The sequence below is a fragment of the Microcoleus sp. LAD1_D3 genome (assembly GCF_036702135.1).
GTDB lineage: Bacteria > Cyanobacteriota > Cyanobacteriia > Cyanobacteriales > Microcoleaceae > Microcoleus.
The window spans coordinates 35,818-61,355 of the sequence record NZ_JAUBSB010000027.1 but is presented as its reverse complement, the minus strand read 5'-3'; the positions used below and the strand labels follow the sequence as shown (position 1 = coordinate 61,355).

General features: G+C 46.3%; 21 protein-coding genes. 7 read left to right on the top strand and 14 right to left on the bottom strand.

The annotated features are described in order from the left end of the window. Positions 1–137 precede the first annotated feature (137 nt). Together QUA74_RS16810 and QUA74_RS16805 are read right to left on the bottom strand one after the other, a co-directional pair. Positions 138–659 carry a hypothetical protein gene (locus tag QUA74_RS16810; protein ID WP_333331096.1) on the bottom strand — a complete coding sequence of 174 codons (522 nt, stop codon included), beginning with the start codon at positions 657–659 and terminating at the stop codon, positions 138–140. 366 nt (positions 660–1,025) lie between these two features. Next, positions 1,026–3,083 carry a DNA polymerase III subunit gamma/tau gene (locus QUA74_RS16805; protein WP_333331094.1) on the bottom strand — a complete coding sequence of 686 codons (2,058 nt, stop codon included), beginning with the start codon at positions 3,081–3,083 and terminating at the stop codon, positions 1,026–1,028. Here QUA74_RS16805 and QUA74_RS16800 point away from each other — a divergent pair. Further along, positions 3,063–3,332, top strand: a complete 270-nt coding sequence (locus QUA74_RS16800; protein ID WP_333331091.1) for a hypothetical protein — start codon at positions 3,063–3,065, stop codon at positions 3,330–3,332. The two genes, QUA74_RS16805 and QUA74_RS16800, sit on opposite strands and share 21 nt — an antisense overlap. Positions 3,333–3,621: 289 nt before the next feature. Beyond that, positions 3,622–4,533, top strand: coding sequence for a hypothetical protein (locus QUA74_RS16795; RefSeq protein WP_333331088.1), 912 nt, complete (start codon positions 3,622–3,624; stop codon positions 4,531–4,533). A gap of 17 nt (positions 4,534–4,550) precedes the next feature. Here QUA74_RS16795 and QUA74_RS16790 read toward each other — a convergent pair whose 3' ends face one another. From QUA74_RS16790 to QUA74_RS16770, 5 genes are all read right to left on the bottom strand, one after another. Next, positions 4,551–5,273 (bottom strand): DevA family ABC transporter ATP-binding protein, encoded by a 723-nt coding sequence (locus QUA74_RS16790; protein WP_333331085.1) that lies wholly within the window; start codon positions 5,271–5,273, stop codon positions 4,551–4,553. A gap of 57 nt (positions 5,274–5,330) precedes the next feature. After that, positions 5,331–6,170, bottom strand: coding sequence for a Uma2 family endonuclease (locus tag QUA74_RS16785; protein WP_333331082.1), 840 nt, complete (start codon positions 6,168–6,170; stop codon positions 5,331–5,333). Between the two features lie 106 nt (positions 6,171–6,276). After that, positions 6,277–7,437: an ABC transporter permease DevC gene (gene devC, locus QUA74_RS16780; RefSeq protein WP_333331079.1), complete on the bottom strand. Its 1,161-nt coding sequence runs from the start codon at positions 7,435–7,437 to the stop codon at positions 6,277–6,279. Between the two features lie 152 nt (positions 7,438–7,589). Next, a complete protein-coding gene (locus tag QUA74_RS16775) occupies positions 7,590–9,233 on the bottom strand; it encodes an HlyD family efflux transporter periplasmic adaptor subunit (RefSeq protein ID WP_333331078.1) in 1,644 nt (547 codons plus the stop codon). 71 nt (positions 9,234–9,304) lie between these two features. Continuing rightward, on the bottom strand, positions 9,305–10,042 hold the full coding sequence (locus QUA74_RS16770; RefSeq protein ID WP_333331075.1) for a phycocyanobilin:ferredoxin oxidoreductase: 738 nt from the start codon (positions 10,040–10,042) through the stop codon (positions 9,305–9,307). A 128-nt stretch (positions 10,043–10,170) separates the two neighbouring features. Here QUA74_RS16770 and tatA point away from each other — a divergent pair, with 128 nt between their 5' ends. Beyond that, positions 10,171–10,362, top strand: coding sequence for a twin-arginine translocase TatA/TatE family subunit (gene tatA / locus QUA74_RS16765; RefSeq protein WP_190660552.1), 192 nt, complete (start codon positions 10,171–10,173; stop codon positions 10,360–10,362). 61 nt (positions 10,363–10,423) lie between these two features. Here tatA and panB read toward each other — a convergent pair whose 3' ends face one another. The 3 genes from panB to QUA74_RS16750 form a co-directional block, all read right to left on the bottom strand. Further along, entirely contained in the window at positions 10,424–11,200 is a 777-nt protein-coding gene (gene panB, locus QUA74_RS16760; RefSeq protein ID WP_333331072.1) for a 3-methyl-2-oxobutanoate hydroxymethyltransferase, read from the bottom strand. A 157-nt stretch (positions 11,201–11,357) separates the two neighbouring features. Continuing rightward, positions 11,358–11,774, bottom strand: coding sequence for an aspartyl protease family protein (locus QUA74_RS16755; protein WP_333331069.1), 417 nt, complete (start codon positions 11,772–11,774; stop codon positions 11,358–11,360). Positions 11,775–11,979: 205 nt separating this feature from the next. After that, the gene (locus QUA74_RS16750) at positions 11,980–14,628 is read right to left on the bottom strand and encodes a tetratricopeptide repeat protein (RefSeq protein ID WP_333331066.1); all 2,649 of its coding nucleotides are present in this window, start codon (positions 14,626–14,628) and stop codon (positions 11,980–11,982) included. Positions 14,629–15,044: 416 nt separating this feature from the next. Here QUA74_RS16750 and QUA74_RS16745 point away from each other — a divergent pair, with 416 nt between their 5' ends. After that, complete coding sequence (locus tag QUA74_RS16745; protein ID WP_333331063.1) at positions 15,045–18,080, top strand: DUF4347 domain-containing protein; 3,036 nt, start codon at positions 15,045–15,047, stop codon at positions 18,078–18,080. A 327-nt stretch (positions 18,081–18,407) separates the two neighbouring features. Here QUA74_RS16745 and QUA74_RS16740 read toward each other — a convergent pair whose 3' ends face one another. Beyond that, entirely contained in the window at positions 18,408–20,165 is a 1,758-nt protein-coding gene (locus tag QUA74_RS16740; RefSeq protein WP_333331060.1) for a serine/threonine-protein kinase, read from the bottom strand. 611 nt (positions 20,166–20,776) lie between these two features. On the opposite strand from QUA74_RS16740, the gene QUA74_RS16735 reads away from it, so the two are divergent. The 3 genes from QUA74_RS16735 (at position 20,777) to QUA74_RS16725 (ending at position 23,135) form a co-directional block, all read left to right on the top strand. Continuing rightward, positions 20,777–22,207: a form I ribulose bisphosphate carboxylase large subunit gene (locus QUA74_RS16735; protein WP_006632943.1), complete on the top strand. Its 1,431-nt coding sequence runs from the start codon at positions 20,777–20,779 to the stop codon at positions 22,205–22,207. A gap of 136 nt (positions 22,208–22,343) precedes the next feature. Further along, the gene (gene rcbX / locus QUA74_RS16730) at positions 22,344–22,754 is read left to right on the top strand and encodes a RuBisCO chaperone RbcX (RefSeq protein WP_333331145.1); all 411 of its coding nucleotides are present in this window, start codon (positions 22,344–22,346) and stop codon (positions 22,752–22,754) included. A gap of 45 nt (positions 22,755–22,799) precedes the next feature. Then, a complete protein-coding gene (locus QUA74_RS16725) occupies positions 22,800–23,135 on the top strand; it encodes a ribulose bisphosphate carboxylase small subunit (protein ID WP_006632945.1) in 336 nt (111 codons plus the stop codon). A gap of 87 nt (positions 23,136–23,222) precedes the next feature. Here QUA74_RS16725 and QUA74_RS16720 read toward each other — a convergent pair whose 3' ends face one another. The 3 genes from QUA74_RS16720 to QUA74_RS16710 form a co-directional block, all read right to left on the bottom strand. Next, a complete protein-coding gene (locus QUA74_RS16720) occupies positions 23,223–23,858 on the bottom strand; it encodes a restriction endonuclease subunit R (protein WP_333331057.1) in 636 nt (211 codons plus the stop codon). A 194-nt stretch (positions 23,859–24,052) separates the two neighbouring features. Next, entirely contained in the window at positions 24,053–24,286 is a 234-nt protein-coding gene (locus QUA74_RS16715) for a hypothetical protein (RefSeq protein ID WP_333331054.1), read from the bottom strand. Between the two features lie 10 nt (positions 24,287–24,296). Further along, positions 24,297–25,520 carry a hypothetical protein gene (locus tag QUA74_RS16710; protein WP_333331051.1) on the bottom strand — a complete coding sequence of 408 codons (1,224 nt, stop codon included), beginning with the start codon at positions 25,518–25,520 and terminating at the stop codon, positions 24,297–24,299. Positions 25,521–25,538: the final 18 nt, after the last annotated feature.

Here is a 25,538-nt window from a genome sequence, read left to right as displayed (position 1 = left end):
GCCCGCTCTAAAGCATTATTGAACGAAGTCAGCGCAACGAGAGACTAAAGAATCAAGTATGAAATCTATTTGTGGAAAGGAGGAAAAGTCGGCCAAAGCTAGGGAGCGACAGAATAGGATTTTTAGTCATTTCGGGTTTAACCTAGATAATCGGGTTTCAATCGTTTCAGACTTTTTTCACTAATCGGGAAATACACATTAAGTGATTGATGTCCTTGGTAAGTATCAGTGAATTTCCATTCTAAAATTAAAGCTGCTACAATCAAGCAACCGTTAGCAACATAAGACCCAGGGTCTTGAATACCCAATTTACTTTTCTCTACACCCCACCAATTTTCACAAGCGTGTTTTAACCCATAACTTGTATGTTGATAATTAAATGATTTGATCAAGTCTAATTGACTCAGCCAATATCTAGAGCGATAAATTTCGTCAAGATAATATTTATTATTCCAATCTTCGATTTGCCAAAGCTTAACTTCACTCGCCCCTGTCCCCATTCTAATTTGGTAACGGCGGTATTGTTGTTCAGTCTGAAAATACCCATCAACAGTTAACCAAGGATGTTTTTCAACTACGCTCAAAACTCTCTTCCATTCTGATTCAAAATCAATAGCTAATAAAAAAGGAAAATCGTATTCGCTCAAAATTTTTCTCATTTTTTATCTACCTCAACAGGACGGCAAGTATTATTATAACAATAAAGATAACTGGTGCTGCAAGCCTAGCCCAAAACAAGGTTTCTGTAAGTTCCAAAGCCAGAAAATCCCAGACACCAACAGATATCCACAGCATAATACCTACCAAACTCAAAATAGCGGAGAGCGACATACTCGGCGGAAACCCTGAAAACGGTTGTATAATAGCAACCGCCAAGGCGGTTATGGCATAAACGGGATTTTGAGTGCGGAGCGTTGTGGAACAGGCCGGAGAGCCCGTTCCTAAGAATAGTGCAAGATGTAAGATCAACTGGACTTAATATTATATGTCAAGCCAATTCCCAATTCCCAATTCCCAATTCCCATTTACCAATCTATAAAATCATCCTCACCTAACTCAGAAGATAACTCAGAAAAATCCGGTTCAGATTCCAATCTAAAAGTTTCCGACTCCCAAATCTCCAAGTCATCCGACAAATTGACTACTTCCCCGTCAAACATAGCAGCCAATTGCCTAGCTGTATTCGCGACATATTGAGCGTCATCACGCACCGCTACAGCCTGAGCGTTAAAGCCATTTTGAGAGTCTGTAGAGGCGTTTGTGGGCGATCGCACTTCGGAAATTGCCGATACATTAACGGCGGTATTTTCAGGCGCTGGCGGGTGTTTTTGTTCTTCTCCACCATTCCCCAAAAAATCATCTGTAATCTCAGAACCCGCCGAGTGCTGCACCTGTTGATTCGCATCACTCACAGGATTAGAATTCCTGGGATTTTCGCCAACACGTCCGTTAGAAGTTGGCAAATCCTTAGCGCGGGAACTATTAGTTTCAGCGGGATTTGTCAAGCCCACTTTTACTGTTACTCGACGGTTAAAAATTTGCAAAAAAGCTTCTTCAATATTAGCTACTTTGTCTTTAACCATATTGAGCAACGGCTGCGAACTAATCTTAACATGAGCAGTATTATTGCTAAAAATTACTAGCTGTCCATGTTGGCGAAGCAGGGATTGAGTTCCATGCGGCCGCACCCGGTCAAGTACCTGTTCCCACACTCGATTTAAATCAATTTCATCGGCTGAATTAGTCGGTGAATAATTTGTTTGATTCGTTTCAGCAGTTGGTACAGGTGCGGGAATCGGTGCAGGAGGTGTGCTTTCTATTCGATTAGCCACAGGCTGCGACTGAGGTGGAGGATTTTGCGAATTGGCAGTCGGAGGTTGTTCAATATTAGATGTCTGGCTCCCCCCCTTAGCAAGGGGGGGTTGGGGGGGGTGAATGTGTGATGGAGCAATATTTTTAGCTGGTTCGGCTGTTGCTTGTGGCTGAGTTCTAATTGCTGAGGGCAACAATCCCAACAGCGTGACTTCCAGCCACAAACGCGGCTGAGTGGTATTTTTAATTTGCACTTCGTGGGTTTGCAAATGTTTCTGACCTGCCAAAATCAACTCGGCATCCCAATGGCGGGCAAAATCCCCCAGTTTTTCCCAAGTTGCAGATGTTAAAGCTACTAAATCTGACCGTTTCGGTGCAGCTTTAGCTATTAGCAAATCTCGGTAAAAGCTGGCGAGACTTTGCAGCACGATTAGCGGTTCCCGACCGCGATCCATGAGGTGGCGAGTCATGTCTATTAGTGCTGTAGCGTTATCTGTATCAATAGCTTGCAGCAAATCCATTAAGTCATTTTCGGGGACTGCACCGACTAAATCCCAAACTTTTTCGACTGTTACTTCACCCTGAAATAAGCTTAGTTGGTCGAGCAAACTTTCGGCATCTCGCAGACCTCCTTGGGCGAGTTGAGCAACCATTTGTACTGCATCAGTGGCAATATTGATGTTTTCTAATTGGGCAATTTTGTGTAAATGATCAATCATTGCTTCGAGGGGAATGCGGCGAAAGTCGAACTTTTGGCAACGAGAAATAATAGTTGGTAATACTCTTTGTGGGTCGGTTGTTGCGAGGACGAATACAACGCGATCTGGCGGCTCTTCTAATGTTTTTAATAAGGCATTAAATGCCTGGGTACTGAGCATATGAACTTCGTCGATTACATATACTTTATAGCGGCACTGTACGGGGGAAAATTGAGATCGTTCGATCAAATCCCGAATGTTATCTACTCCGGTGTTGCTGGCGGCGTCAATTTCGATGACATCTAGTGTCGAACCTCGGGCAATTTCTTGGCAAACGTTGCATTTGCCGCAGGGTGTGGGGGTGGGGGCAACCGTAGAAATACAGTTGAGGGATTTGGCGAAAATTCTGGCACTGGAGGTTTTACCGGTGCCTCTGGGGCCGGTGAATAGATATGCTGGTGCTATGCGCTCTTGCAGGATGGCGCTGGTGAGGGTTTGGGCGATCGCCTCTTGACCGACTAATTCGGCAAATGTCTGAGGGCGATATTTGTGATGCAGGGGTTCGTAGGTCACGATCGAATATTGGTGGTATTAGCTGTAATCTTAGCTAAGGAGGCGTTGTTCGATCGCAAAGATATCTCTACTCTCACAGCAAGCCGCCCGGTGGGCTTGCACGGCGGGAGTGAGCCCACAGTAGGAATTAGCACCCTCCCAACGTCCGCCCCTCGATCGTCCGGGCGATCGGCTGTTGTGCTTGATGTTTTCCGCTGCTGGCTCCCAGAGTTACTATTAATTTATGTGTATTTCTTTTTATTTTGCTAGAAACGGAGACCGCCGAACAAACATTTTTTTAGCTATATTGGTATAATATATTACAGACAATTCACCATTTCTATTTGCCAGTGCCAGCGCGCGATTTTCCGATATTTCGGGAACCTGCTTGCAGTTAAAGATAAAGTATTAATTAGAGGGTGCGTGCTCCAGTTGCAGAAATCCAGTTGTACCAAGATGATGGTGGAATGATGTCAATGTTGGTTGATCCAGTTGCACTACCAGCTCTACTCTGGAGTCCTGTATAAATCTAGCGTCAAATTTTACCCTTTAAAAGCCCATGTCAACCCAAATAATCCTTGTAGAACCAAGGTTGGCAGTAGCCTCTCCCAAACCTAAACAGGCTAAACCCGGAGATCCGTCCTCAGACCAACTCTTAATGGGAGGGTCGGGATTACTGTTATTATTGCTTATCGGTTTAGCGGTGTTTACCAAGCTAAAACTCGACGATTTGAGTAAAAAGCTCAAATTTGAGGAGTTTAGAAATCGAGAACTCCAGAAAAAATACAAAATGGCTCTGGAAACCATGTTAAAGATGGAAAAGAATCCCGACCTTATCCACTCGCGAGACTTTAATTTAGACTACCTGAGAATGCGAATGGCGGAAGAAGTATTTCACTTTGCCATTGTGAACCAGATTAAGGTAAAAGTCAAAGAGAAAATTAGTATTGCCCTGCGTCCGACTCAGGGGGCAGTGGGAGATAAAAATGGGAATGCGGGCAGTGGCAGGCAAGTGGATTCGATGTTTGATATCGAATACGAAACTGGCGATCCCGCAGTAAAAATAGAAAAACGAGTGCTGTTTCGGATTCAAATTAAGCTGATGAAACTGCCGACTCAGGCAACATCAGCGACAATTAATCAAATTATTGACTGTTTGGAAACTTATCTGAGTCCTTCTGACGACCACGACAGTTGGCAGCCGACAATTCAAGGTCGCATCGTTCATATTGAGTGGGATCAAAAAGCCAAGCCGACGCCGATGTTGGTGCTGGAACAGTCGAATGAAGGGGTGAATGTTACCTTTAGGACTACGAGAACGCCTGCCGGCAGACCTGCAAATGCCACTGAGGGCCAATTGGTAGGAGCTAAGGGTCAAAAAAGTGGCAAAAGTAGTTCTAAAACTCCAGCCAAAGGTGCAACAAAAAGTCCTGCCAAGGTAGGAGGAAAGCGTCCCGGTTCTCGGAAATAAGTTTAGGTGGGTTAATATTATTTTCCCGAAAGAACGCCGGTTGCCGCCGTTGTTGATGTGTCTTGTGCGAGGTAGCCGTCTTCCATGTGAATAATGCGATCGGCTATGTCTAAAATGCGGTTGTCGTGGGTGACAAGCAAAATAGTGCAGTGCTGTTCTTTTGCCAAACCTCGCATAATTTCTACCACATCTCGACCTGATTTACTGTCTAGTGCTGCTGTGGGTTCGTCTGCTAATACTAATTTCGGCTGGCTGACCAATGCCCGGGCGATCGCAACTCTTTGTTTCTGTCCGCCAGAAAGACTGTCCGGGTAATAATCTATTCTTTCTCCCAAGCCTACAGCTTCCAGCATTCCCTCTATTTTATCATTAGTTTCTTGGCGAGAAAGATGGCTGTGCAGTTCTAAAGACATTTGCACGTTTTGCCTAGCTGTCAAGCATTTGAGCAAATTGTGACCTTGGAAAATATAGCCGATGTCGCGGCGGACTTTAACTAATTTATTTTTCGCGGTTCCCCGCAATTCTTGGTCGAGAATTTTCAGACTACCTTCTTGGATCGATCGCAAAGCTCCAATCAAGGTCAACAATGTTGTTTTACCCGACCCAGAAGGCCCAGTCATCAGCACGATTTCGCCCGGATAAATTTCGAGGTTGATGTCAAATAATGTCTGTTTACGAAGTTGTCCTTCGCCGAAGGAATGATTGAGATTTTTAATCGAAACAACAGGCAAAGTATTCATAGTAATGACTATATTTAAAACTATAAAATTAGTGCCATATAGAGCAACAGCCCAGGCTCATATACGATCGGGGTCGATTCCCTGCGATCGCAAATAAGCAGCCAATCGCTCTTTTTGTTCTCGTTCGCGATCGGCCCGTTCTCGTTCGCGATCGGCCCGTTCTCGTTCAGCATCTGCTCGTTGGCGTTCCTGTTCGGCGTACAGGCGCTCCACCCTAGCTCGCTCGCTTCCGGTCAACAACAAATTTCCCTGGTTATCCCACCAGCGCAACCACTGCTGTGTCTGATTTTGATAGCTACCCGACCATACACCCAACTCTACTCCCATCAGGTCGATCGGGTAATGTCCGCGATCGTTCGGTTCCAAGCGGTGATATCGAGTATTCACACAGTTATAGACTTCTAATTCACTGGTTTGGATCTTGTAGATTGCGTAGTAGGGAATCCTGATAATCCGCTCGTATACCCAAAATTTTCCCGGTTTCTGATTTCCCCCAGATGGTAAAGCAGATAAGGGAGTGCTGTCGAGTTCTTCTGAACCATCGCCACTAGCAAATTCGATCGCAATCAGCGGCGCAATATATTCGCGCCACAGCACGTAGGAACGGCGGTATTGCCCATCTAATCTCGGCGGGACGTTGGGGACGTAGAACCAGTCAGGCGCTTCGGCACCCTTTTCTGGAGGGTCGGTTTCGCGCCAGTAGATACCGCAATCTTGCCCGATCGCATATTGTCCGTCGGGATGAAGATTTTGCAGTGTAATTTCCAGGGAGTCTGTGAGCAGGATACTCTGGGGATGTTCTTGAAAGTTTTTCACAAACGTGCCGTCAGATTCTGGGAGTTGCGTGTGGTCGGGAAAGGCGGGAGGCAACGCTGTGGGGTTGAAGCTTTGAGTCATAGCGTAGAACCGAGGGAGAGCGCGATCGAGAGCGAGACGGATACTCTCCTACAGCATAGCGTTCGATCGGCACAGCTATCCAATTCCTGATGGGGAACTTCTTTAATTAAAAAATATCCGCCGGGTCAGCCGCCTGCAACTTCCTAACTGCGATCGCCCCCGACACAGCACACATGACAACTGTCATAATAAAAACAGTCATAGCTTTCGCCAAAGTCATATACATCGGCAAACTCGTAGCACTTCTCCCTAAATTGTACAGCACCAAAGAAACTCCAAACCCTGGCAAATAGCCAAGAATTGCCAAAATTAAAGCCTCTTGAAACACCACACCCAAAAAGTAAATATCCTTATATCCCATCGCCTTGAGCGTAGCGTATTCGGGTAAATGATCAGTAACATCAGTATAAAGAATTTGATAAACAATCACTATCCCAACGATAAAGCCCATTGCCGCACCGAGAGTGAAAACAAATCCGATTGAGGTACTTTCCTGCCAATATTTTTTTTCAAAATCTACAAACTCTTGTTTAGTAGAAATTATCACATCTTTCGGCAAACTTGCCCTCATTTTATCAACAACAGCCTTAACATCTGTTCCAGGCTGCAAGTGAACAATACCTATATCGATTAAACCTCTTGTTCTCCGCGTCGAAAAAATCCGCATAAAGTTCAAATCGCTGGTGACAAGATTTCCGTCGGCACCGAAAGAGGCTCCTATAGTAAATAAACCATCTACCCTAACGCGGCGATTGTCAACTTCAGTTTCAACAACTTTTCCCTGTTTGAAATATTCTGCTACCGGCCCAAACTCCGGGCGGGAAGCTTGGTCAAATAAAACCACATCCGAAATTTTGATTTTGTCCAAATTATTTTGGATTTCAGGCAGATCAAAGATGGGATGAGCAGGGTCAAAACCGATTACCATCAATTGGCGGGTATTGCGCTGGTTGGGGTCGGGATTTTTCCACAATCCAAAGCCTAAATATACCGGGCTGATTGCTGTAACGCCGTCAAAACTCAAAGCTTGATACAAGCGACGCTGAGGAAAACTTTTCATGGCTATTAAAGCCGTAGACTGAGTGCTGGTGATAAAAATATCCCCTTTTAACTTCGCGTGAAAGGTGATGGAGCTTTCAAATAGCGCGTCTCTAAATCCAAACTGCATAAACATTAGCAAGTCGGCAAATCCAATGCCGGCTAGTGCGATTACTAAGCGCATTTTTTCGCGGGTTAATTGTGCCCAAGCTAGCGGTATTTTGGCCATACAATGAAGGAAGAAGGAAGAAGGAAGAAGGAAGAAGGAAGAGGGGAGGGAAAAGGGAATAAGGAAGGAGGAAGAGGGAAGAATGAGTAATGAGTAACAAGCTCGATCGCTCCTGTGACCAATTACCAATTACCAATTACCAATTACCCATTTTAGATGTCTATTTTAACTTCTACTTGCAAGTTTGTTAGGGTTGCAACTTTCTTGCTCGATTCGGGATCGAGGCGAATTCTTACTTCGATAACTCTCGCGTCGGTGTCGGCGGCGGGGTCTGTATTAAGGACATCTTTTTTGCCGATTTGTTTGCCGATGCGAGCGACTGTTCCTTCCAATGTGCCTGCAAAAACCGGGCTGGTGACTGTTGCGCGCTGGCCGTTTCGCACTTTGGCGATGTCGGTTTCGTAAACTTCTGCTACGGCGTACATTTGATCGGTGCCACCTAGTTCTACGATGCCGTCTTGAGTGTTGACACCTTCTCCTTGTCGGCTGTGAACTTTGAGGATGTAGCCGGATACGGGTGCTTTGACGTAACTTAAGTTTAAGTCTACTTGAGCTTTTTGTTTGGTGGCGATCGCACTTTCGACGGCGGCTTGGGCGGCTTGCACGTCTTCGGGACGGACTTCGGCAATTTGGTCGAGATTTGCTTGGGCTTGATTGATTTGTTCTTGGCCGGTTTCTGCTTTTTGTTTGAGTATTGCTTGGGCTTGATTGATTTGTTCTCTACCAGTTTCTATCTTTTGATTTAAGGTGGCTCTAGCTTGGTTAATTTCCTGCCTGCCTGTTTCTAACTTGCGTTTGAGATTGGCTCGCGATTGATTGATTTCCTGCTTGCCGGTTTCTACTGTTTGTTTGAATGTGGCTTGAGTTTCAACTATCTGCTCTTGTAAAGTTTGTACGGTTTTATTTAAGATAGCTTGCGCTTCTTTGACTCTCTGGCGAGCCGTCTCTACTGCTAAGCGTTTGGTGTCGTAGGCGGAAGCAGAAATTGCGCCTGTTTCTGAGAGTTCTTTATTGCGTTGTTCCTCGGCTTCGGCGTTGGTTAATTCGGCTTTGAGCCGATCGACTGTAGCGTTTTGAGAGGCAATTTCGCCACGCAATTGAGCTTCTAGCCTAGCCAATTTGGATTGCTGCACCTCTGTTTCTCTTTCGAGTTGTGCCTCAAATTTGGCAAGATTAGCTTGTTCGGCTTCGGTTTCTCTTTGCAGTTGTGCTTCAAACTTGGCGACGTTAGCTTGTTCGGCTTCGGTTTCTCTTCGCAGTTGAGCTTCTAAGCGGGCGACATTGGCTGCTTCGCCTTCGGTTTCTCTTTGACGTTGAACTTCAAACTTGGCAACTTCTGCTTTTTGAGCGCCGACAACGCCTGTTTTTGCACCTGCTTGAATTTTTGCTAATTCTGCTTGTTTAACTTTGACTTCTTTGTCGGCTTGTTGGAGGATTGCTTGGAGCCGATCGCGCGTATCGAGAACTGCTATGATTTGTCCTTGACTGACTCGATCGCCCTCTTCCACCTGCAACAGTTCAATTCTTGCTCCCTCCGACGCCGAAGGGGCAGACAATTTGATGACTTCCCCCTGCGGAGTCAACCTACCCAAAGCGGTAACGCTGGTGCGGGTGGAGGCGGGAGTTGCAGCAGCCGTTGCAGCCGCCGCCTTTAACTCTTCGGCTTTTCTAATTTGAGATACTTGCCAAAAACCAATTCCTGTGGTAATGACAGTGGCGGCGATCGCTAAACCGATGATTCCTCGTCCTGGGGGTTTTAAAAACGATTTATCCTTGACCGGTGATTCCTTTCCCATGACTTATAAAGTAGGGGATTTCCTGATTAAGTTTTTTTCACCCACTGTGAAGTATTGTAAACCAATTTCAGCTATTTAGGGATATCAAAAAGCACTTCGGTCATGTAATGTTCGGCCCAATCTTGACCGAAAGCTTTTTCGAGTACGCGACGGGTTTTGTCGTTTTGCTGCTGCTGGGTGCAGTAGTAAATTTGAGCGTCGAGAATTTCCGATGCTTCGGCGGCAGAGACTGGTTCCGAAGCGACTGCCTGTTTGCAGTGAATTTCAACGTAGGATTCAACAATATCCAAAAACCGACTGTTTTCTTCGATCGACTCTGGCCGCACAAACAGACAAAATTCTGAGAAAATATCCCCCCATTCTGGAATTTGGCGGGGAGAAGAAAATTGCTTGATCGGCAAAATTTCCAGTTGGGTTCGGTAGGTTTCCGACAAAGTTCGATCGGGATTGAGGGGAGAAAGGTCTGCGATCGCGGCGCTAACTTGGCCTTTGCCTGCTACGATATCCGTACCGAACATCGGCAAAGCATAATTCGGTCTGGGAAACATCACGCAGTGCAGAATGTCAAGCATTGGCCCGACTTTAGCGAGTTCGAGATGTATTTTGCGGAACTGGGGCGTTTGATAGCAGCGGTTTTCAATGATCAGTTTTTCTCCTTCCAAGCGGCCTTCTACGTATCCCAACTCAGCGGGCAGGTGGTAGGGTTCGAGGTCGAGATAGCGGTGCCATACTGCTTCCATCCGGTCTGCTAAATCGCGGATGAGATGGTGCTGTTGGTCGCGCAGAGAAGGCTGGGATATTTCTAACATTCTTATTTATCGGGGGATAGCTTAATAAAACTTGATTCTACTGTTGCAGGATGCAGGAAAAAAGGTAGATACTTTAACAATATCAGTAGATTGACTTACGATCGAGCAAGTTTTACAGGAGATTTTGTATGTTTGGTCTGGGATTGCCCGAAATGGGCATTGTTGCGGTGGTAGCCATACTAATTTTCGGCCCCAAGAAGATTCCTGAGTTAGGAAATGCTTTGGGGAAAACGCTGCGGAGTTTTAAGGATGGCATCGGTCAATCTGAGGATGAAGCTGTTGAGAAGGATAAAGAGGAAGAGGGTCAGCCGAAAGTGTAAATTAGGTTTGTAGTGAGGATTTTAGTCCTCATTTTTAAGGACTCAACTCCTCACTACGAAACTATTCGGGAAATTTGCCTTCTCTAACTTCAAGGGAATAATCTTTCACAGCTTTGGTAATTGTTTCTCGCAAATTGGCGTAAGCTTTCGCAAAAGGCGGCTGTTTTTCGGAAAGTCCCAACAAATCGGAAGTAACTAAAACTTGACCGTCGCAGTGCGGCCCGGCCCCGATACCAATGGTGGGAATAGTTAATTTTTGGGTAATTTGAGCGGCTAAGTCTGAGGGAATGTGTTCTAAGACGATCGCAAAGGCACCGGCTTCTTGAAGTGCGATCGACTCTGCTATGATGCGATCGGCTGCTTGGGCCGTTTTTCCTTGTTTTTTGTAGCCGAGTTGGTGTACCGACTGCGGAGTTAAACCGACGTGTCCCATCACCGGAATTCCGGCGGATGTTAGCTGCGAAACTGTGGCGGCCATTGCTGGATATCCACCTTCTAATTTTACAGCTTGAGCGCCGGTTTCTTTCAAAGCTCTCCCGGCCGAGTGCATGGCTTGCTGGGGACTTTCTTGGTAAGTCAAAAACGGCAAATCGACCACAATTAATCCTTGTTTAACTCCACGGCGCACAGCTTTAGCGTGGTGCAGCATTTCATCGAGGGTTATGGGTAGGGTTGTCTCGTAGCCTAAGACTGTCATGGCGAGGGAATCGCCGACTAGGATGATATCTACGCCTGCTTGATCGATGAGTTGGGCGATCGCATAATCATAAGCTGTCAGGGCAACAATTGACCGCCCTTGTTGTTTCCACTGAATTAATTGATGAGTAGTGACTGACATTTTAGTGCAAAAATATAATATTATTTCTGGGTATTACTAATCATATCAAATCCGGGTTCCATAATCCTTGATTATTCGGAGCTTGAAATTGCTTAATAGTCGAACTTTCATCCTAGCAGAGGGGGACTAAGAGTAAGAGGCGAAAATTATCTGGATTTTACACCCCAATATAACTTTGGCTTCCCTCTGCTGGCAAAACAATCAACCGCTGATTTTTCAAGTCCGGTTCTAAACCCAAATCTTCGAGGGGAATTAAGCCGAGTAAAGGTTCTTCTCCTGCAGGAATTTCTACACAATAATACCTGCCTTCTCGTCCAGCTACGGCAAGAGTGACATCTTTGAACAGACGAAATTTTCTGGTTCCTATTGCCGTATGTCCGTCGGTTTCACCTAGCATTGGCAAACCCAACTGACTGATAATATCTGCTGGTAAGCAGAGTCGAGTTGCTCCTGTATCGACTAAGACGTTATCGATGGTGATAGAGCGTATTTGCTCTGCGGGGATCAACCCTCTTTCTCCCAGAATTTCATCGATGTGATTGGTGACGGTTATTGTTGCGGTGACTCTGCCCATTTTTTTATCCTTTTGTTTTGATACGCAATGCAATTGCACATTTCTCAATAATCTTGTGACTGTGCAGGATCACCATCTTACATTTTAGCAAAATCTGTAGCTAAATGACCTTGGCCTTACTAATTCAGGACTTACGCCTCAACAACGTAATTCTGTTATTATTCGCTGTGTATCTTAATCCCCAACCTTAGTTTATCGTTATCCGTTAATTTTCTTGCAAATCTGCTTGAATTTTTTGTATCTCTGTCAGCAGCGGTAGCTGTAGTTCTTTACAAATTTGCTCGGCTTGATTTAGGTAATATTGCATCATTGGCTGTATGCCAATTACGCACTTAAGCAGAGTTTTTGCTAACTCTATGAGCACCTTTAAAGTATCCAAACTCTCGCCCCCAGCATTATTGTCAATATTATTCAGCAGCATCTCGCTACTTTGAATATTTTCAATTGCTTGCTCAATTTTTCTTATTTCCTGAAATTTTTTGCCCAAATTATACACTTTATTTGCCTTATCCCTGGAATCTCCAGCACTTTCAAGCTTAATACATTCACTCAAAATCTCGAAAAAATTTTGATATTCTTCAAGTCCCTTGTGCGCTGTAACTAAACCTGTAATCAGATATATGTCCTCATGTTTCTCAGCCCCATTCATATAACTTTTTAAAGGTTCTTGTACCCAAGTTATTACCGTTTTATATTTGTGGATATTTGCACAAAAATGACCCACCTCGTTAAGCAGATAAGTGGTACATTTAATTTGCTCCTGTTTGTGGGAGATTATCGCTATATACTGGTTAAAATAATTAATTGCTAAATCGTACTTTTTCAATCCTATGTATGTATTAGCTAAATTAGCAAATGCGAGAGCTTTTCCTTCGGGAAAGCTGTTTTGACAAGCAACTTTTAAGGCTTGGCTAAAATATGCGATCGCTAAATTATAGTTGCCATTATAATAGTTAATATATCCAAGTGTATTTGATACTTTATATTCAATTTCGTAGTCTGCGATTTCCAGAGAAATGGCTAACGAATCCTGCAAACATTTAATAGTGATTTGGTGATGTTCTAGATAATCATGACCTCTTGATATGTAAAACAAAGTCGTTGCCTCTGCTTTTTTGTTTCCATTTTTCCGGGCAATAGACAAAGCTTGCTGTAGATATTCGTTGGCCATATCAAATTGTTGGCTCGACTGGTAGACTAAACCAAGATGACACAAGATATCAATATGAGTTGCAGCGGAAGTTACTAATTGTCCTCCTTTTTTCCAATCAACTGGTATCAGTTTGCTGTACAAATATATCAGGAGTTTAAAATAACTCCAGTAGCGCAGAGAATCGCAAGCATCGGAAATTGCGCTCGCAGCTTCATCCCAATCCTCTGCTTGGCAGGCATGATAGTGTGCTAACAGCAGGGGTTTAATATCATGAATACTTTTCCATTCAGTTTTAGGCTTCAGGGGAAGGTTCAGAAAGTAGCGGTATGCTTGCTGATTAGCGGTGGGGAAATTTTCAGGATGTTGACACAGCAAGCGATAAGCTTTTTCTTGAATTAAGGGATGCAACTGGTAAGATTCGATTTGGCGATCGTAGTCGAGAAATTGTCGGCGTTTTAAAGCTAGGATGACGTTTTCTTTTAAGTCATATTCGCTCAACTCTGGCATCTGGGCTGCAATTACTGCAAAAGTTAGCGGATATTCTGATGTTTGACAGACCGAAATTCGCAGCAGACAAGTTTTTTCTTGTTCGCTCAAACGGATTAACACTTCATCGATTAAATTTTCAATATCTCGAATTAACAGCCAGTGGCGATCGCGCAAAAACCTCTCTACTTTTCCTTGAAATTCACTGTCGTCCCGAATCAATGCCGCTATCATTTCCAAAGCTTTTGGATGTCCTTGATAAGATTCAGCTAGTGCGGTTAATTCTGACTGAGTAGCTGATAACTCAAAACTTTGCAGGATGGCAACAGCAGCATCGATATCCAATCCGCCCAGAGAGATAGTTTTAGTAGCGCGACAGGGTAATTCTGCTAAATTTTCCCTACAGGTAAATATGACTTTGCTTTGATGTTCTGTTTCTGCTAACTGTTTGAGGAGCCAAGCATATTCAGGGCAGGATGCAGCAAAATATCCAGCTCGATTTGCCTGTCCAGTTTGCAAGACTGTCTCGACATTATCCAGCACTATTAAACAAGGCTGTTTTTTGAGTAACTCGATCAGCCTGGCTGTTTTTCTCAGATAATCATCTTGAACGGTAGTGGCGGTCGAAATTGCGCCGCCGGAGAGGGTAAACAACAGCGAGTCAACAATCCAATCAAAACCAGGGGCAATACCTGTAGCAGAACGCAAAGATTCCCATGCTACGGCGACAAAGTGGGTTGTTTCTGACTGAAGTTGACGCACTAACTGAGACGTGAGAGTTGTTTTGCCAATACCTGCTAAACCCACAACGCAGACGGATGTAATTGTAATTGCTCTGGTATCCGGCTCTAGCAGTTGATTTTTGATAGTTTCGAGTTCTTGAATTCGCCCTGCAAAATTTCTAACTGGGGGCAACTTTTCCGGCAGAGTAAAACTCAGAGGATTGGGGATTTGTGTTCCCTCTGTTTTGTTACCGGGGATACTGTTTTCTGGAGTGCGCTCGACAAGTTCTTCCCAATTTTCTATTCCTAACGTCTGACAGATTCTAATAAAAGTATCGTACTGAATCGGTTGCTTGGCCCAAAACCGCCTCAAAGTAGCTTTTGAGGTTAAAGCATAGCTGCACAAGACTTCTGCTGCTTTGTCCCATCGTTTTTGCCGTCGAGCTCTTTCAAGAATTTGGAAACCTTCAGCGGACATTTTCAGAGAAGCCATGCTCATCCTTAATAAACTGGCGATTTCACTTACATTATCGCTAGCTCAAGGGATTATACCTAGTTTTTGTCAGATTTTGTTACACAGACACTGTGAGTTTTTACTTAGAGAACTGAGCAAAATGAGCAAAATGAGTCGTGAAGTTGAGCAAAATGAGCAGCGAGATTGAGCATTTAGCGACTTTTACGCAAGACATTCTGGATATATGGGAAACAAGCGTCGCATTGAATCCGATCGCGTATGCGATTTTGATGTGACACGATCTTGGCGGAGTCAATACCATACGGCTGCATCTGTTAGCAGCGGCGTTCGTAAAACTTAAATAAAAGAAGTGCATCTATTGTTAACCAGTTTTGGAGTACAGAAAATCAGTGGTTAATTCTACTTTGTTAAAACAAATCTCAAAAAATAATACGATGAAAAACTTATCAACTTCCAATCTTCAGACCCTAGATTCCAAGAAAGGGGTGCGTTCCTTCAGCACCGCGCGATTTTCGGAAATTATGTTTATTGACCCTGCTGTTGCAGACTGGGAAAACCTGGTGAAGGGGGTCAAACCGGGAATTGAAGCGATAATTCTCGATCGGGCGTGGGACGGAGTAAAGCAAATTAGCGAGGTTTTGGACTCGCGCACCGACATTACCAGCGTTCACATTGTTTCGCACGGCAGCCCAGGTAGCTTGAAACTGGGGAACGCGCAGCTAAGTAGGAATAATTTAGACAAATATGGCAGTTTGTTGCAGCAGTGGCGGCGCGCTTTAAAAGATGGTGCGGATCTGCTCATTTACGGTTGCAATGTGGCATCTGACCTCACCCCCAACCTCCAGGAGTGCGAGGATTGGGGACAAGGGCAGGGGGGAGAGGTTGGGTTCATTCAACGCATAGCTTTGCTCACGGGTGCAAATGTCGCCGCTTCCGCCAAGCTGATTGGCTGTGCTGAACTCGGCGGGGACTGGGAATTGGAATGTGCGATCGGGCAAATTAAGACCCCCTTAGCCTTTGAACCTGCAGTAATGGCGAACTACCAGGGCCTTTTTGCCGAGCCCATCACCCGCGTCTCCGTAGACTCCAATGGCAACCAGGGTGAGGGCGACCCAGGGGCTTACTTCAATCTATCTATCTCAGGCGACGGGCGCTATGTAGTCTTTGCGTCTGCTGACAGCAAGCTCGTGAAGGACGACACGAACCCTGGGCGTGATATCTTCCTGCGGGATACCGTCAACAGCACCACCAGCCTGATCTCGGCTAACTCAAATGGTAGTTCCCTGTATCCGTCAATCTCAGGGGACGGGCGCTATGTGGCTTTTTTGTCTGGTGCCACCAACCTAGTAAACGGCGACACTAACGAACAGGCTGATATCTTCCTGCGGGATACCGTAAAAAACACTACTAGCCGCATCTCTGTTGACTCCAATGGCAATCAAGGAAATGGTGCATCCGGCATTTCATCCATCTCAGCCGACGGGCGGTATGTGACGTTTGCGTCTGGTGCCAGCAACCTAGTAAGTGGGGACACTAACGGACAGACTGATATCTTCCTGCGGGATACCGTCAATAGCACCACCACCCTCATCTCCCTTGATTCCAATGGCAGCCAGGCGAATCTCGGTTCGTACAGCCCATCCATCTCAGCCGACGGGCGTTATGTGGCGTTTCCATCTGGTGCCAGCAACCTGGTTAGTGGCGATACGAACAACTCTACGGACATCTTTTTGCGGGATACCGTTACAAAAACCACCACCCGCATTTCGGTAGACTCCAAGGGCCAACAAGGGAAAGAGAATAGGGACTCTCGGCAGGCGTCGATCTCAGCCGACGGGCGTTATGTGGCGTTTTCATCTCAGAATAATTTGGGCAACGGCACTAATCCCTCCGGTAGTAACATCTACGTGCGCGACACCCTCAACAGTACCACCAGCTTAGTCTCATCATTCGATCTAGATAACATCTTTTCGCCCGGCAACGCCGCCCCATCCATCTCAGAGGACGGGCGCTATGTGGTGTTTGACTCTCAGTATACGACCCTTACACAGAGCGGTTCAACAACAACCCAGACTAACGCATTGGACGTTTTCGTGCGGGACACCGTTAACAACACCACTAAGCGCATCTCTGTAGACTCTAACGGCAACCGAGGAAATGGCCCATCCACGCCGGCATCCATCTCAGGGGACGGGCGCTATGTGGCGTTCTACTCTCTTGCCACCAACCTGGTGACTGGGGATACTAACAACGCTATGGATGTCTTCGTGCGGGATATCAGCGCGCCCATACCAATTCCGACTCCGACGCCAGCGACAACTCCGACGCCAGCGACAACTCCGACGCCAGCGACAACTCCGACTCCAGCGACAACTCCGACGCCAGCGACAACTCCGACTCCAGCGACAACTCCGACTCCAGCGCCAACTCCGACTCCAGCGACAACTCCGACGCCAGCGACAACTCCGACGCCAGCGACAACTCCGACGCCAGTGACAACTCCGACTCCAGCGCCAACTCCGACTCCAGCGACAACTCCTACACCAGCGCCAGCGCCAACTCCGACTCCGACTCCCGCAACAACTCCGACTCCAGCGCCAACTCCGACTCCAGCGACAACTCCTACGCCCTGCATTTGCGAGCAGATTGTGCTGCCAAATTTTGCTTCAGTTGCTTTCACGCAAAGCGGCAGCAATGGCGACGACACAGTGACTGGCACCAATTTCAACGACGCGATCGGCGGTGAAGCTGGCAACGATATTATCTTTGGCAAACAAGGGAACGACACCCTGACTGGCGGACTTTTCAGCAACATTCCTGTCGGTCGAATTCTCGATCGTGATTTACTGTTTGGTAACGAGGGCAATGACTGCCTCAGCGGCGGTACAGGCGACGATACTATGTATGCTGGCAAGAACGATGACCTGGCTGTCGGCGGCGCAGACGACGACTTGGTGCGGGGCGACAAGGGCAGCGATACCGTCTCTGGCGGCGATGGCAATGATACGGTACGCGGTGGTAAGGGTAACGACACAGTTTTGGGCGAGGCTGGAGACGATCGTCTATTTGGCGATAAGGGCGACGATTTGCTTTGTGGCGGTGATGGCAATGACACCCTGCTTGGAGACACCGAGCCCCTTGCGCTGACGGGTGATTCGGGTCTGAATGACTTGCTGTGCGGCGGTGATGGCGATGACTGGCTGATTGGCGGTGAGGGCAGTGATACTTTGATGGGCGATAGCGGGAACGATCGATTTGTGCTGTCAGTGGGTGGCACTGATACTGTAATTGATTTTGAAGACAATCGAGACTTGCTGGTATTAAGCGGCGGTCTGACTTTTGAGCAACTGGCAATTACTCAAAACAATAATGCTGCCTCGATCGCGATCGCGAATACCGGCCAACTATTGGCTATTCTCAATCAAATGTCTCCTGCCAATATCACTGTCACCGATTTTACCCTAATCTAAAGATAACTTATACCAATTCTGCATGAAACGGCAGAGAATAGCAAAAGAGCCAAACCCTCACCTGACTTTGTTTTCAGCTTGTCTATATTTTCTGCCGCTTCATGCAAAATTGGTATTACGCAGAACCTAATTATATTGTACCGAGTACCTGCCTTGGGATTTATAATTATCTTGGCTTTGACTGTTGAGATTTGACATAATTGGTTGTCATTTAACTTGCACTCTCAAAATATTAAAATTATTGTGGGTGGGCATCTTGCCCGCCCAAAAACTGTAATCTTTAGATCGAGGCTGAAAATATTTATTTAATCTTTAATTAGTTAATTCCTACTTCCAGCCCAACCACCGCAACAAAGGCACAACTAAATAATGGCTAACTCCCAAACAAAGCCCGATCGCACTTCCCAACAAACCAAAAAACACAATTGAGCCCCAAACTTGCAGCCAGCCGAAAGTAACGTTAGACAGTGACAAAATCCCAAAGAAACTCCCCGGAAAAATGTTCCAAGCATTCAGCAACAGAAACATTCCCGTAGAGAAAACAGCCACTACCAAAGCGTGAACTAATTGATGGCTCCGCAAACCCATTCCCACAGTCAAAGAGGCGATCGCAAAAGCTCCCAAAATAACCCCCTGCACACCACTAGAAGCTGTTGCTTCCATCCAGCACAAACCCGCCAACAAATAACCCTGAGCTCCCATCAATCCAGACAGCCAATACTGTTTTTGCTGGCGAAAACTCCCCGCATCCGTCAAACCGATCGCAGTTCCGAACCCCGCAAACCCAAACAGCAGCACTTCGGGCCCGACAGCGAAAGTCATGTTGGGCATTAATTGCTGCAAACCTTCATTCAGAAAACTGGCAATTTCCGGGCCTAGAGGCGAAGCATAGCCCAAAACCAAACCGCCGATCGCCCCCGCACTTCCACCAACGGCACCCAACACCATTTCCCAGCCCGTATCCAGAGAAGCTACCACGATTTGGGCGATCGCGCCGAACAGCAAAACCGTCAAACTTGCCGTTTTTTGCGCCCCTGTTACCACTACTTGCCGACAGAATTCTACAATAGCTTGACCCATTGGGGCGATGGCGATTTTGCCCTTACTCCTAGCATAAATCTCCTGCAAACGCGCCCTAACCTCCCCAGCAGTCGCCGGACGCTGCTGCACATTCGATCGCACCATATCGTCCAACAAATTCGCCAAAGCCGGACTCACAGCTACAATGTGCCGCCACCGCAACTCCCCCGTCATCGGATCTTCAATTTCCGCCGGATACTTCCCCGTCAGCAAGTGAATACAAGTCCGCCCCAGCGCATAAAAATCCGTCGCCGGCACCACACCACCGCCCACAATTTGTTCCGGCGGACTGTACCCGGGCGAAATCAACCGCGTCGAACTCCGAGAATCTTTCCCCACGGATTCGACACCGCCCATTTGTTTAACTCCCCCAAAGTCGATCGTCACCAATTGCAGTCCGCCCAAACCCTTGCTTAGCAAAACTTGGGGCGATTCCGGGTCTCGCAGCATCAAATTTGAGGGTTTAATGTCGCGGTGAATAATCTGACTCCTGTGCAACTCCTCTAAAATTTCCACAGCTTGACTCAGCCAACTAAACACCCATTCCTGCGGACATCCTTGAGGGTGCTCGTCGAGAACCTCTTCTAAAGTTTTGCCGTGAATCTTTTCCATTACCAAACAAGGCAGCCGCTTCGCCGCAGGATTTCCCTCGCCGCCTGCAAAATTTTGCGTTTGGACGTGAAAATAACCGTCAGGATCGACTCTAGGGACGCCGGGATGCCGCAAAAGTGCCAAAACCCAAGCTTCTTGCTCGAACAGTTTCAGCGCTTTCGGGGCAGTTTCGAGCAACACTTTCAGGACGCGCTCGGTTTGAGTTTCTTTGTCCCAAACTGTGAAAATCGCTGCAAAACCCCCGGAACCGAGGCTTTCTAGAGGCACGTAGCGATTTTTTAGCTGCAGGGGAGCCCCGCAACTATGACAAAAATTGTTGCCCCAAGTCTGAGGGTAGGGCCTTGGGCAATCTGGATTGATGCAGTGGACGGCTTTTGAAGGGGGGTGAGGCACAACCAGAGTAAAAATGGGGCTAAATATCCATAGTAGACTTACGCGCAGCTAACGCAGAAACCCGGTTTTCAGCGAGGTTAAATGGCTGTAACGACGGATTTGGTTTGAGAGCACAAGTCCTGTCCATATTATGTGCTATGCTGTCGATTTTTGAGTTGACGGTCGGGAAGTCACGGGATTTTAGATTTTAGATTTTGGATTTTGGATTTTAGATTGCATACTGGATTGCAGTTGAGATCGATCTCAACTGCAATCGACAACTTTAGGTATTTCTAACTACTTAGCCCTGGCCCATTACCCCTTACCAATTCTGATTTTTAAGTATTAAATTCTTTACATAAACCGTATTGATCCGCTGTTCGGTTCGCTGCACCATATCTTTCGAGCGAGCGAAATTCCTCCCCGCTCTGCGATCCCCAGCCTTTCCTCCTGCATCCTTCGCCGCTGGCTTTTCATAAGATATGTTACAAATATTTGCCTAATGTAAAGCAAAATAAATAATACTTATGATGATTAAAAGAATATTAAAATTTGAGAGCGCCACTTTATTGATATATTTTTAACAGCCTGCGATCGGGCAAAAAAATTAAGCGAATACTAGGAAGCGAGATATGGCTTACGCGCAAACCCAAACTCAATCAAAGGCTGGGTATAAAGCCGGAGTTCAAGACTATAAACTAACGTATTACACGCCGGACTACACCCCAAAGGATACAGATGTTTTGGCGGCTTTCCGGGTAACACCGCAGCCGGGAGTACCCCCAGAAGAAGCAGGCGCTGCTGTGGCTGCTGAATCTTCTACAGGTACATGGACGACTGTTTGGACTGACCTCCTGACCGACCTCGACCGCTACAAAGGTCGCTGCTACGACATCGAGCCAGTTCCCGGTGAAGACAACCAGTACATCTGCTTCATTGCTTATCCTTTGGATTTGTTTGAAGAAGGTTCCGTCACCAACTTGCTGACCTCTTTGGTCGGTAACGTGTTCGGTTTCAAAGCTCTGCGCGCTCTGCGGTTGGAAGACTTGCGGATTCCCATTGCTTACCTGAAAACCTTCCAAGGCCCTCCTCACGGTATTACCGTTGAGCGGGACAAATTGAACAAGTACGGTCGTCCTTTGCTGGGCTGTACAATTAAACCCAAATTGGGTCTGTCTGCTAAGAACTACGGTCGTGCCGTTTACGAAGTTCTGCGCGGCGGTTTGGACTTCACCAAAGACGACGAAAACATCAACTCGCAACCGTTCATGCGCTGGCGCGATCGTTTCTTGTTCGTTCAAGAAGCTATTGAAAAAGCCCAAGCAGAAACCGGCGAAGTCAAGGGTCACTACCTCAACGTAACTGCCCCCACTTGCGAAGAAATGATGGAGCGGGCTGAGTTCGCTAAGGAAATCAAAACCCCCATCATCATGCACGACTACCTGACAGGTGGTTTCACTGCTAACACCACCTTGGCCAAATGGTGCCGCCGCAACGGTATCTTGCTGCACATTCACCGCGCTATGCACGCCGTGATTGACCGTCAGAAAAACCACGGTATCCACTTCCGCGTGCTTGCCAAGTGCTTGCGGATGTCCGGCGGCGACCACCTGCACTCCGGTACAGTTGTGGGCAAACTCGAAGGCGAAAAAGGCATCACGATGGGCTTCGTAGACTTGATGCGCGAAGACCACATCGAAGAAGACCGCAGCCGCGGTATTTACTTCACCCAAGATTGGGCCTCCATGCCGGGTGTCATGCCGGTTGCTTCTGGTGGTATCCACATCTGGCACATGCCGGCTTTGGTGGAAATCTTCGGCGACGACTCCTGCTTGCAGTTCGGCGGCGGCACCTTGGGCCACCCTTGGGGTAATGCACCTGGTGCAACTGCTAACCGCGTTGCTTTGGAAGCTTGCGTCCAAGCTCGTAACGAAGGTCGCAACTTGATGCGCGAAGGCGGCGACGTGATCCGCGAAGCTTGCAAATGGAGCCCTGAATTGGCTGTTGCTTGCGAACTCTGGAAAGAAATCAAGTTTGAATTCGAGGCAATGGATACCGTTTGATGATTTTGGGTTGGAGATTTTAGGTTTTAGGTCGCAAACTTGCTGGGAAGTCTTTATCTTTGAAGAAGATTTACCAGTAAGTTTGCATCCAAAATCTAAAATCCAAAATCTAAAATTTGAGGGAGCTGGGGTCAAAATGGATCTCAAACAAGTTGCGAAAGACACCGCTAAGGTGCTGGCAAGTTACCTAACCTATCAATCCGTGCGGATGGTGGTCGCTCAGTTGAGCGAAACCAATCCTCCTCTGGCAATGTGGTTGAATGATTTTTCCACTAAGGGCAAAATCCAAGATGGAGAAGCTTACATTCAACAGTTGCTTTTGGAAAATCAAGATTTAGGATTTCGGATCATGACTGTGCGAGAGTATCTGGCTCACGATGTGACGGAATTTTTGCCAGAAATGGTTTGTACTGGCATTCAACAGGCGAATATGGAACACAGACGCCAGCATTTAGAGCGAACTACGCAACTTAATTGGTCTGTTTCTAGCAGTCATCCTGAAACATCAATAGATTCTGAACCGAATCTGGATAATTTGTCGAGTTAATCGATCGACAAGTGCGATCGAACACACACCTTAGAGATACAAAAAATGAAGACTTTACCTAAAGAGCGTCGTTACGAAACTCTGTCCTATTTGCCCCCGCTGACAGACGCGCAAATTGCCAAGCAACTCCAATACATCTTGGATCAAGGCTACATTCCCGGCGTAGAATTCAACGAAACCTCTGCCGCTGAAATGCGCTACTGGACTCTGTGGAAGTTGCCTTTGTTTGGTGCTCGCAGCGTCCAAGAAATCATGACAGAAGTTCAAGCTTGCCGTCAAGATAATCCTAGTTGCTACATCCGCGTCATGGGTTTTGACAACGTGAAGCAATGCCAAGTGCTCAGCTTCATCGTCCACAAGCCTAACACCAGAGGCTACTAAAAAATATTGGCTGGCTAATCTAACTTTTAGGTTATAGGTTAACAGTCATTGCAGATTGGAGGCGGGGAATTTTCTCTGCCTCTTTTTTTATAGCTTGCAAATGGCTTTTAACGCTTGCAGCAGCAAAATGGAAGAGTCGGACTCCATCAGGTTTAGCAAAGGCATTAGCTGATAGGTTGGAGTATTGCCCCCCTGGATATTGACGAACTGATAGTGCATTCCGTTTGTTGTCAAACCCCAGATTGTGTCTTGATATTTTAAACTTTGATAAGCATAGGTTAGCAATTGGGATAAACCCATCAATGCGTTGATTCCAGAATTTTTACTTTCAATCACCAAAACCCAAAAATATGTATCGCTTCTGATAGGTTTTATCCTGTTGACAGCCAAGATATCAAACCGTCCTTTAATGATTGTATCTTCATCTTCAATGCTAATTTCGGCGATGTCTTGTTCTAAACTAATTTTAATCGGGCGGCGGTAGAAGCCAGCCAATCGCATTAAGGGAAAGGTAGTCAGAGCTTTTACCAATCCTTCAGAAACTCGATCCGTTGAAATGTAGTCATCGAAGTCATCCCTAATTTGTATAAGTTCCTGCTGTTCGTGTTCTGTGATATCTTCAAGGGATAACAGAGAGGTAAATGAGTTAGTGTACTGTTTTTGAAAGCCGAACAGACGGTGGACTTCTGATAAAGTTAGGTTTTTGGCATTAATAATTGTCATATTTTGATAGTTATTTAAGTTTTAGTTAGAACTCTAACATAGAGATTGCGGTAGTCAACTTGCACCATTCTTAGCAACAGGCTTTCCGGCCTGTGCCACAACCTATCAAGTTTCGTGTGGGGTGGGCCCGGGAGTCCGCCCATAAAAGTAGTGGTGATTTCAAGCGCCGGGTGAAAAACGGGATAACTACAAACCTAATCTATCCTTTCAATCACAATCCCATCAACTATTTCATAACCCCAATTAAAATGCCGATTTGCCAAATGCTCAGCCATGTCATACTCGCCCAAATTGCAGAGTTCAACTAACATTTGATATGCTTCATATCTTTCTCGCTGCAACCTTTCCCCCCGCAGTTTTTCTCTCTCTTGCTCAGAAGGATTTGGTCGCTCTTCCCCCAGCGGATTGATATCGCTAATTCGTTTCATATCAGCCTCATTAAAAAGGGATAGATTCTACGATTTCACCGTCAACTATTTCGTAGCCCCAGTCGGGGTTTGCAGCGATTTGTTTTTCAACTATACTTCGGCCGAGAGGAGTTTGGTAAGCTTTTTGCAAAGAGGAAATACTGGGAATTTCGGCGGGAGTTGGCGATGCTGTTTCAGCAAGTTTCGGCAGTGCTGGAATCGGGTCAGATGTGGATTGATTGAGGGCTAATTGCGGCGCGATCGCCCCTAACTTCCGCATAACGCTATCCTTGGTGATTTGCGGTTTTTCGTTGAAGGAAGACGGCAGATATGGTGTGTCAACGCCCTGCTGTTTTGCTTTGAGTGCATCATCGGCAAGGCGATCGCACTTTCGCAGAAATCCCTCCCACAAATCTTTGCCCAAAACTGGGTTTCTCAAATCAGCACGGGCTTTAGATACTGCTGCTTCTAGCGGTTCGCCTTTGTGCACGTAATACTGAATTCTCTCTTCTTCAAAAGCAGGATAAGGCACTTCCGGCTCGATTTCCCAATCTCGCTTAACTTTCTGACTTTCTCCTAAAGGGATGCCGGCGATAAATTCATCCCAAAAAGTCGAGGTTAAGCCTTTTGTCATGCTGTCAATAATTTTAAAGGCCCATCCAGAAGGATTGCCAAATCCTAAGCTGCGCTCTTGAGCATATGCTTCTAAAGCTCGCTGAAAGTTGTGCAGTTGTTCTTGGGAATTCCAAGGGCCGCTAAATCGGTAATTCGGGGTGACAGCAACAGCTATTTGCTGGCGGGGTTGCCCGAAATATTTGTCGGTTTTAACTACATGATTTGGGGGTGATGTTTCGCAGAAGATTTCTACAGGGTGATTGTTGTTTTCGCGGCTTATCGGTGTTATAATATCTGGCGGATTCGGTGTCCAAAAGTTATTGAGTTTTTCCTCGAAAGCGTCAATGTCCGCCCAGAGTTCTAGGGTGTCGGTGTTGGGATTTTGTAGTTTTTCTTTGAGGAGCGATCGGACTTTAAGCAACCGTCTCGCGAGTTCTTGTTCTTCGCGATTTAAACCAGTGGCTTTTTCAATTTCGCTGCTGTTAGTTTCCACCCATTCGCCGGAGTTGGACTGCTGTGCTTGCCATTGCAATAATTGGCAAAGAAAAATACTCGCCACGACTCCGCCGGTAATTGTGGCTAGTTTGGGATAGTAGATGGCGGGGTTTCCGAGATTTCCTAAAAATATTCCTATTTTCATTTTGTATATTCTTAATTC

Bases quoted from the DNA above. Each gene is read 5' to 3' on its own strand.
- rcbX (WP_333331145.1), top strand. From the start codon at position 22,344: ATGGATCTCAAACAAGTTGCGAAAGACACCGCTAAGGTGCTGGCAAGT.
- QUA74_RS16795 (WP_333331088.1), top strand. From the start codon at position 3,622: ATGTCAACCCAAATAATCCTTGTAGAACCAAGGTTGGCAGTAGCCTCT.
- QUA74_RS16755 (WP_333331069.1), bottom strand. From the start codon at position 11,774: ATGGGCAGAGTCACCGCAACAATAACCGTCACCAATCACATCGATGAA.
- QUA74_RS16810 (WP_333331096.1), bottom strand. From the start codon at position 659: ATGAGAAAAATTTTGAGCGAATACGATTTTCCTTTTTTATTAGCTATT.
- QUA74_RS16785 (WP_333331082.1), bottom strand. From the start codon at position 6,170: ATGACTCAAAGCTTCAACCCCACAGCGTTGCCTCCCGCCTTTCCCGAC.
- QUA74_RS16720 (WP_333331057.1), bottom strand. From the start codon at position 23,858: ATGACAATTATTAATGCCAAAAACCTAACTTTATCAGAAGTCCACCGT.
- QUA74_RS16735 (WP_006632943.1), top strand. From the start codon at position 20,777: ATGGCTTACGCGCAAACCCAAACTCAATCAAAGGCTGGGTATAAAGCC.
- QUA74_RS16800 (WP_333331091.1), top strand. From the start codon at position 3,063: ATGCAGGGGTTCGTAGGTCACGATCGAATATTGGTGGTATTAGCTGTA.
- QUA74_RS16725 (WP_006632945.1), top strand. From the start codon at position 22,800: ATGAAGACTTTACCTAAAGAGCGTCGTTACGAAACTCTGTCCTATTTG.
- QUA74_RS16710 (WP_333331051.1), bottom strand. From the start codon at position 25,520: ATGAAAATAGGAATATTTTTAGGAAATCTCGGAAACCCCGCCATCTAC.
- devC (WP_333331079.1), bottom strand. From the start codon at position 7,437: ATGGCCAAAATACCGCTAGCTTGGGCACAATTAACCCGCGAAAAAATG.
- QUA74_RS16745 (WP_333331063.1), top strand. From the start codon at position 15,045: ATGAAAAACTTATCAACTTCCAATCTTCAGACCCTAGATTCCAAGAAA.
- panB (WP_333331072.1), bottom strand. From the start codon at position 11,200: ATGTCAGTCACTACTCATCAATTAATTCAGTGGAAACAACAAGGGCGG.
- tatA (WP_190660552.1), top strand. From the start codon at position 10,171: ATGTTTGGTCTGGGATTGCCCGAAATGGGCATTGTTGCGGTGGTAGCC.
- QUA74_RS16790 (WP_333331085.1), bottom strand. From the start codon at position 5,273: ATGAATACTTTGCCTGTTGTTTCGATTAAAAATCTCAATCATTCCTTC.
- QUA74_RS16770 (WP_333331075.1), bottom strand. From the start codon at position 10,042: ATGTTAGAAATATCCCAGCCTTCTCTGCGCGACCAACAGCACCATCTC.
- QUA74_RS16715 (WP_333331054.1), bottom strand. From the start codon at position 24,286: ATGAAACGAATTAGCGATATCAATCCGCTGGGGGAAGAGCGACCAAAT.
- QUA74_RS16750 (WP_333331066.1), bottom strand. From the start codon at position 14,628: ATGGCTTCTCTGAAAATGTCCGCTGAAGGTTTCCAAATTCTTGAAAGA.
- QUA74_RS16775 (WP_333331078.1), bottom strand. From the start codon at position 9,233: ATGGGAAAGGAATCACCGGTCAAGGATAAATCGTTTTTAAAACCCCCA.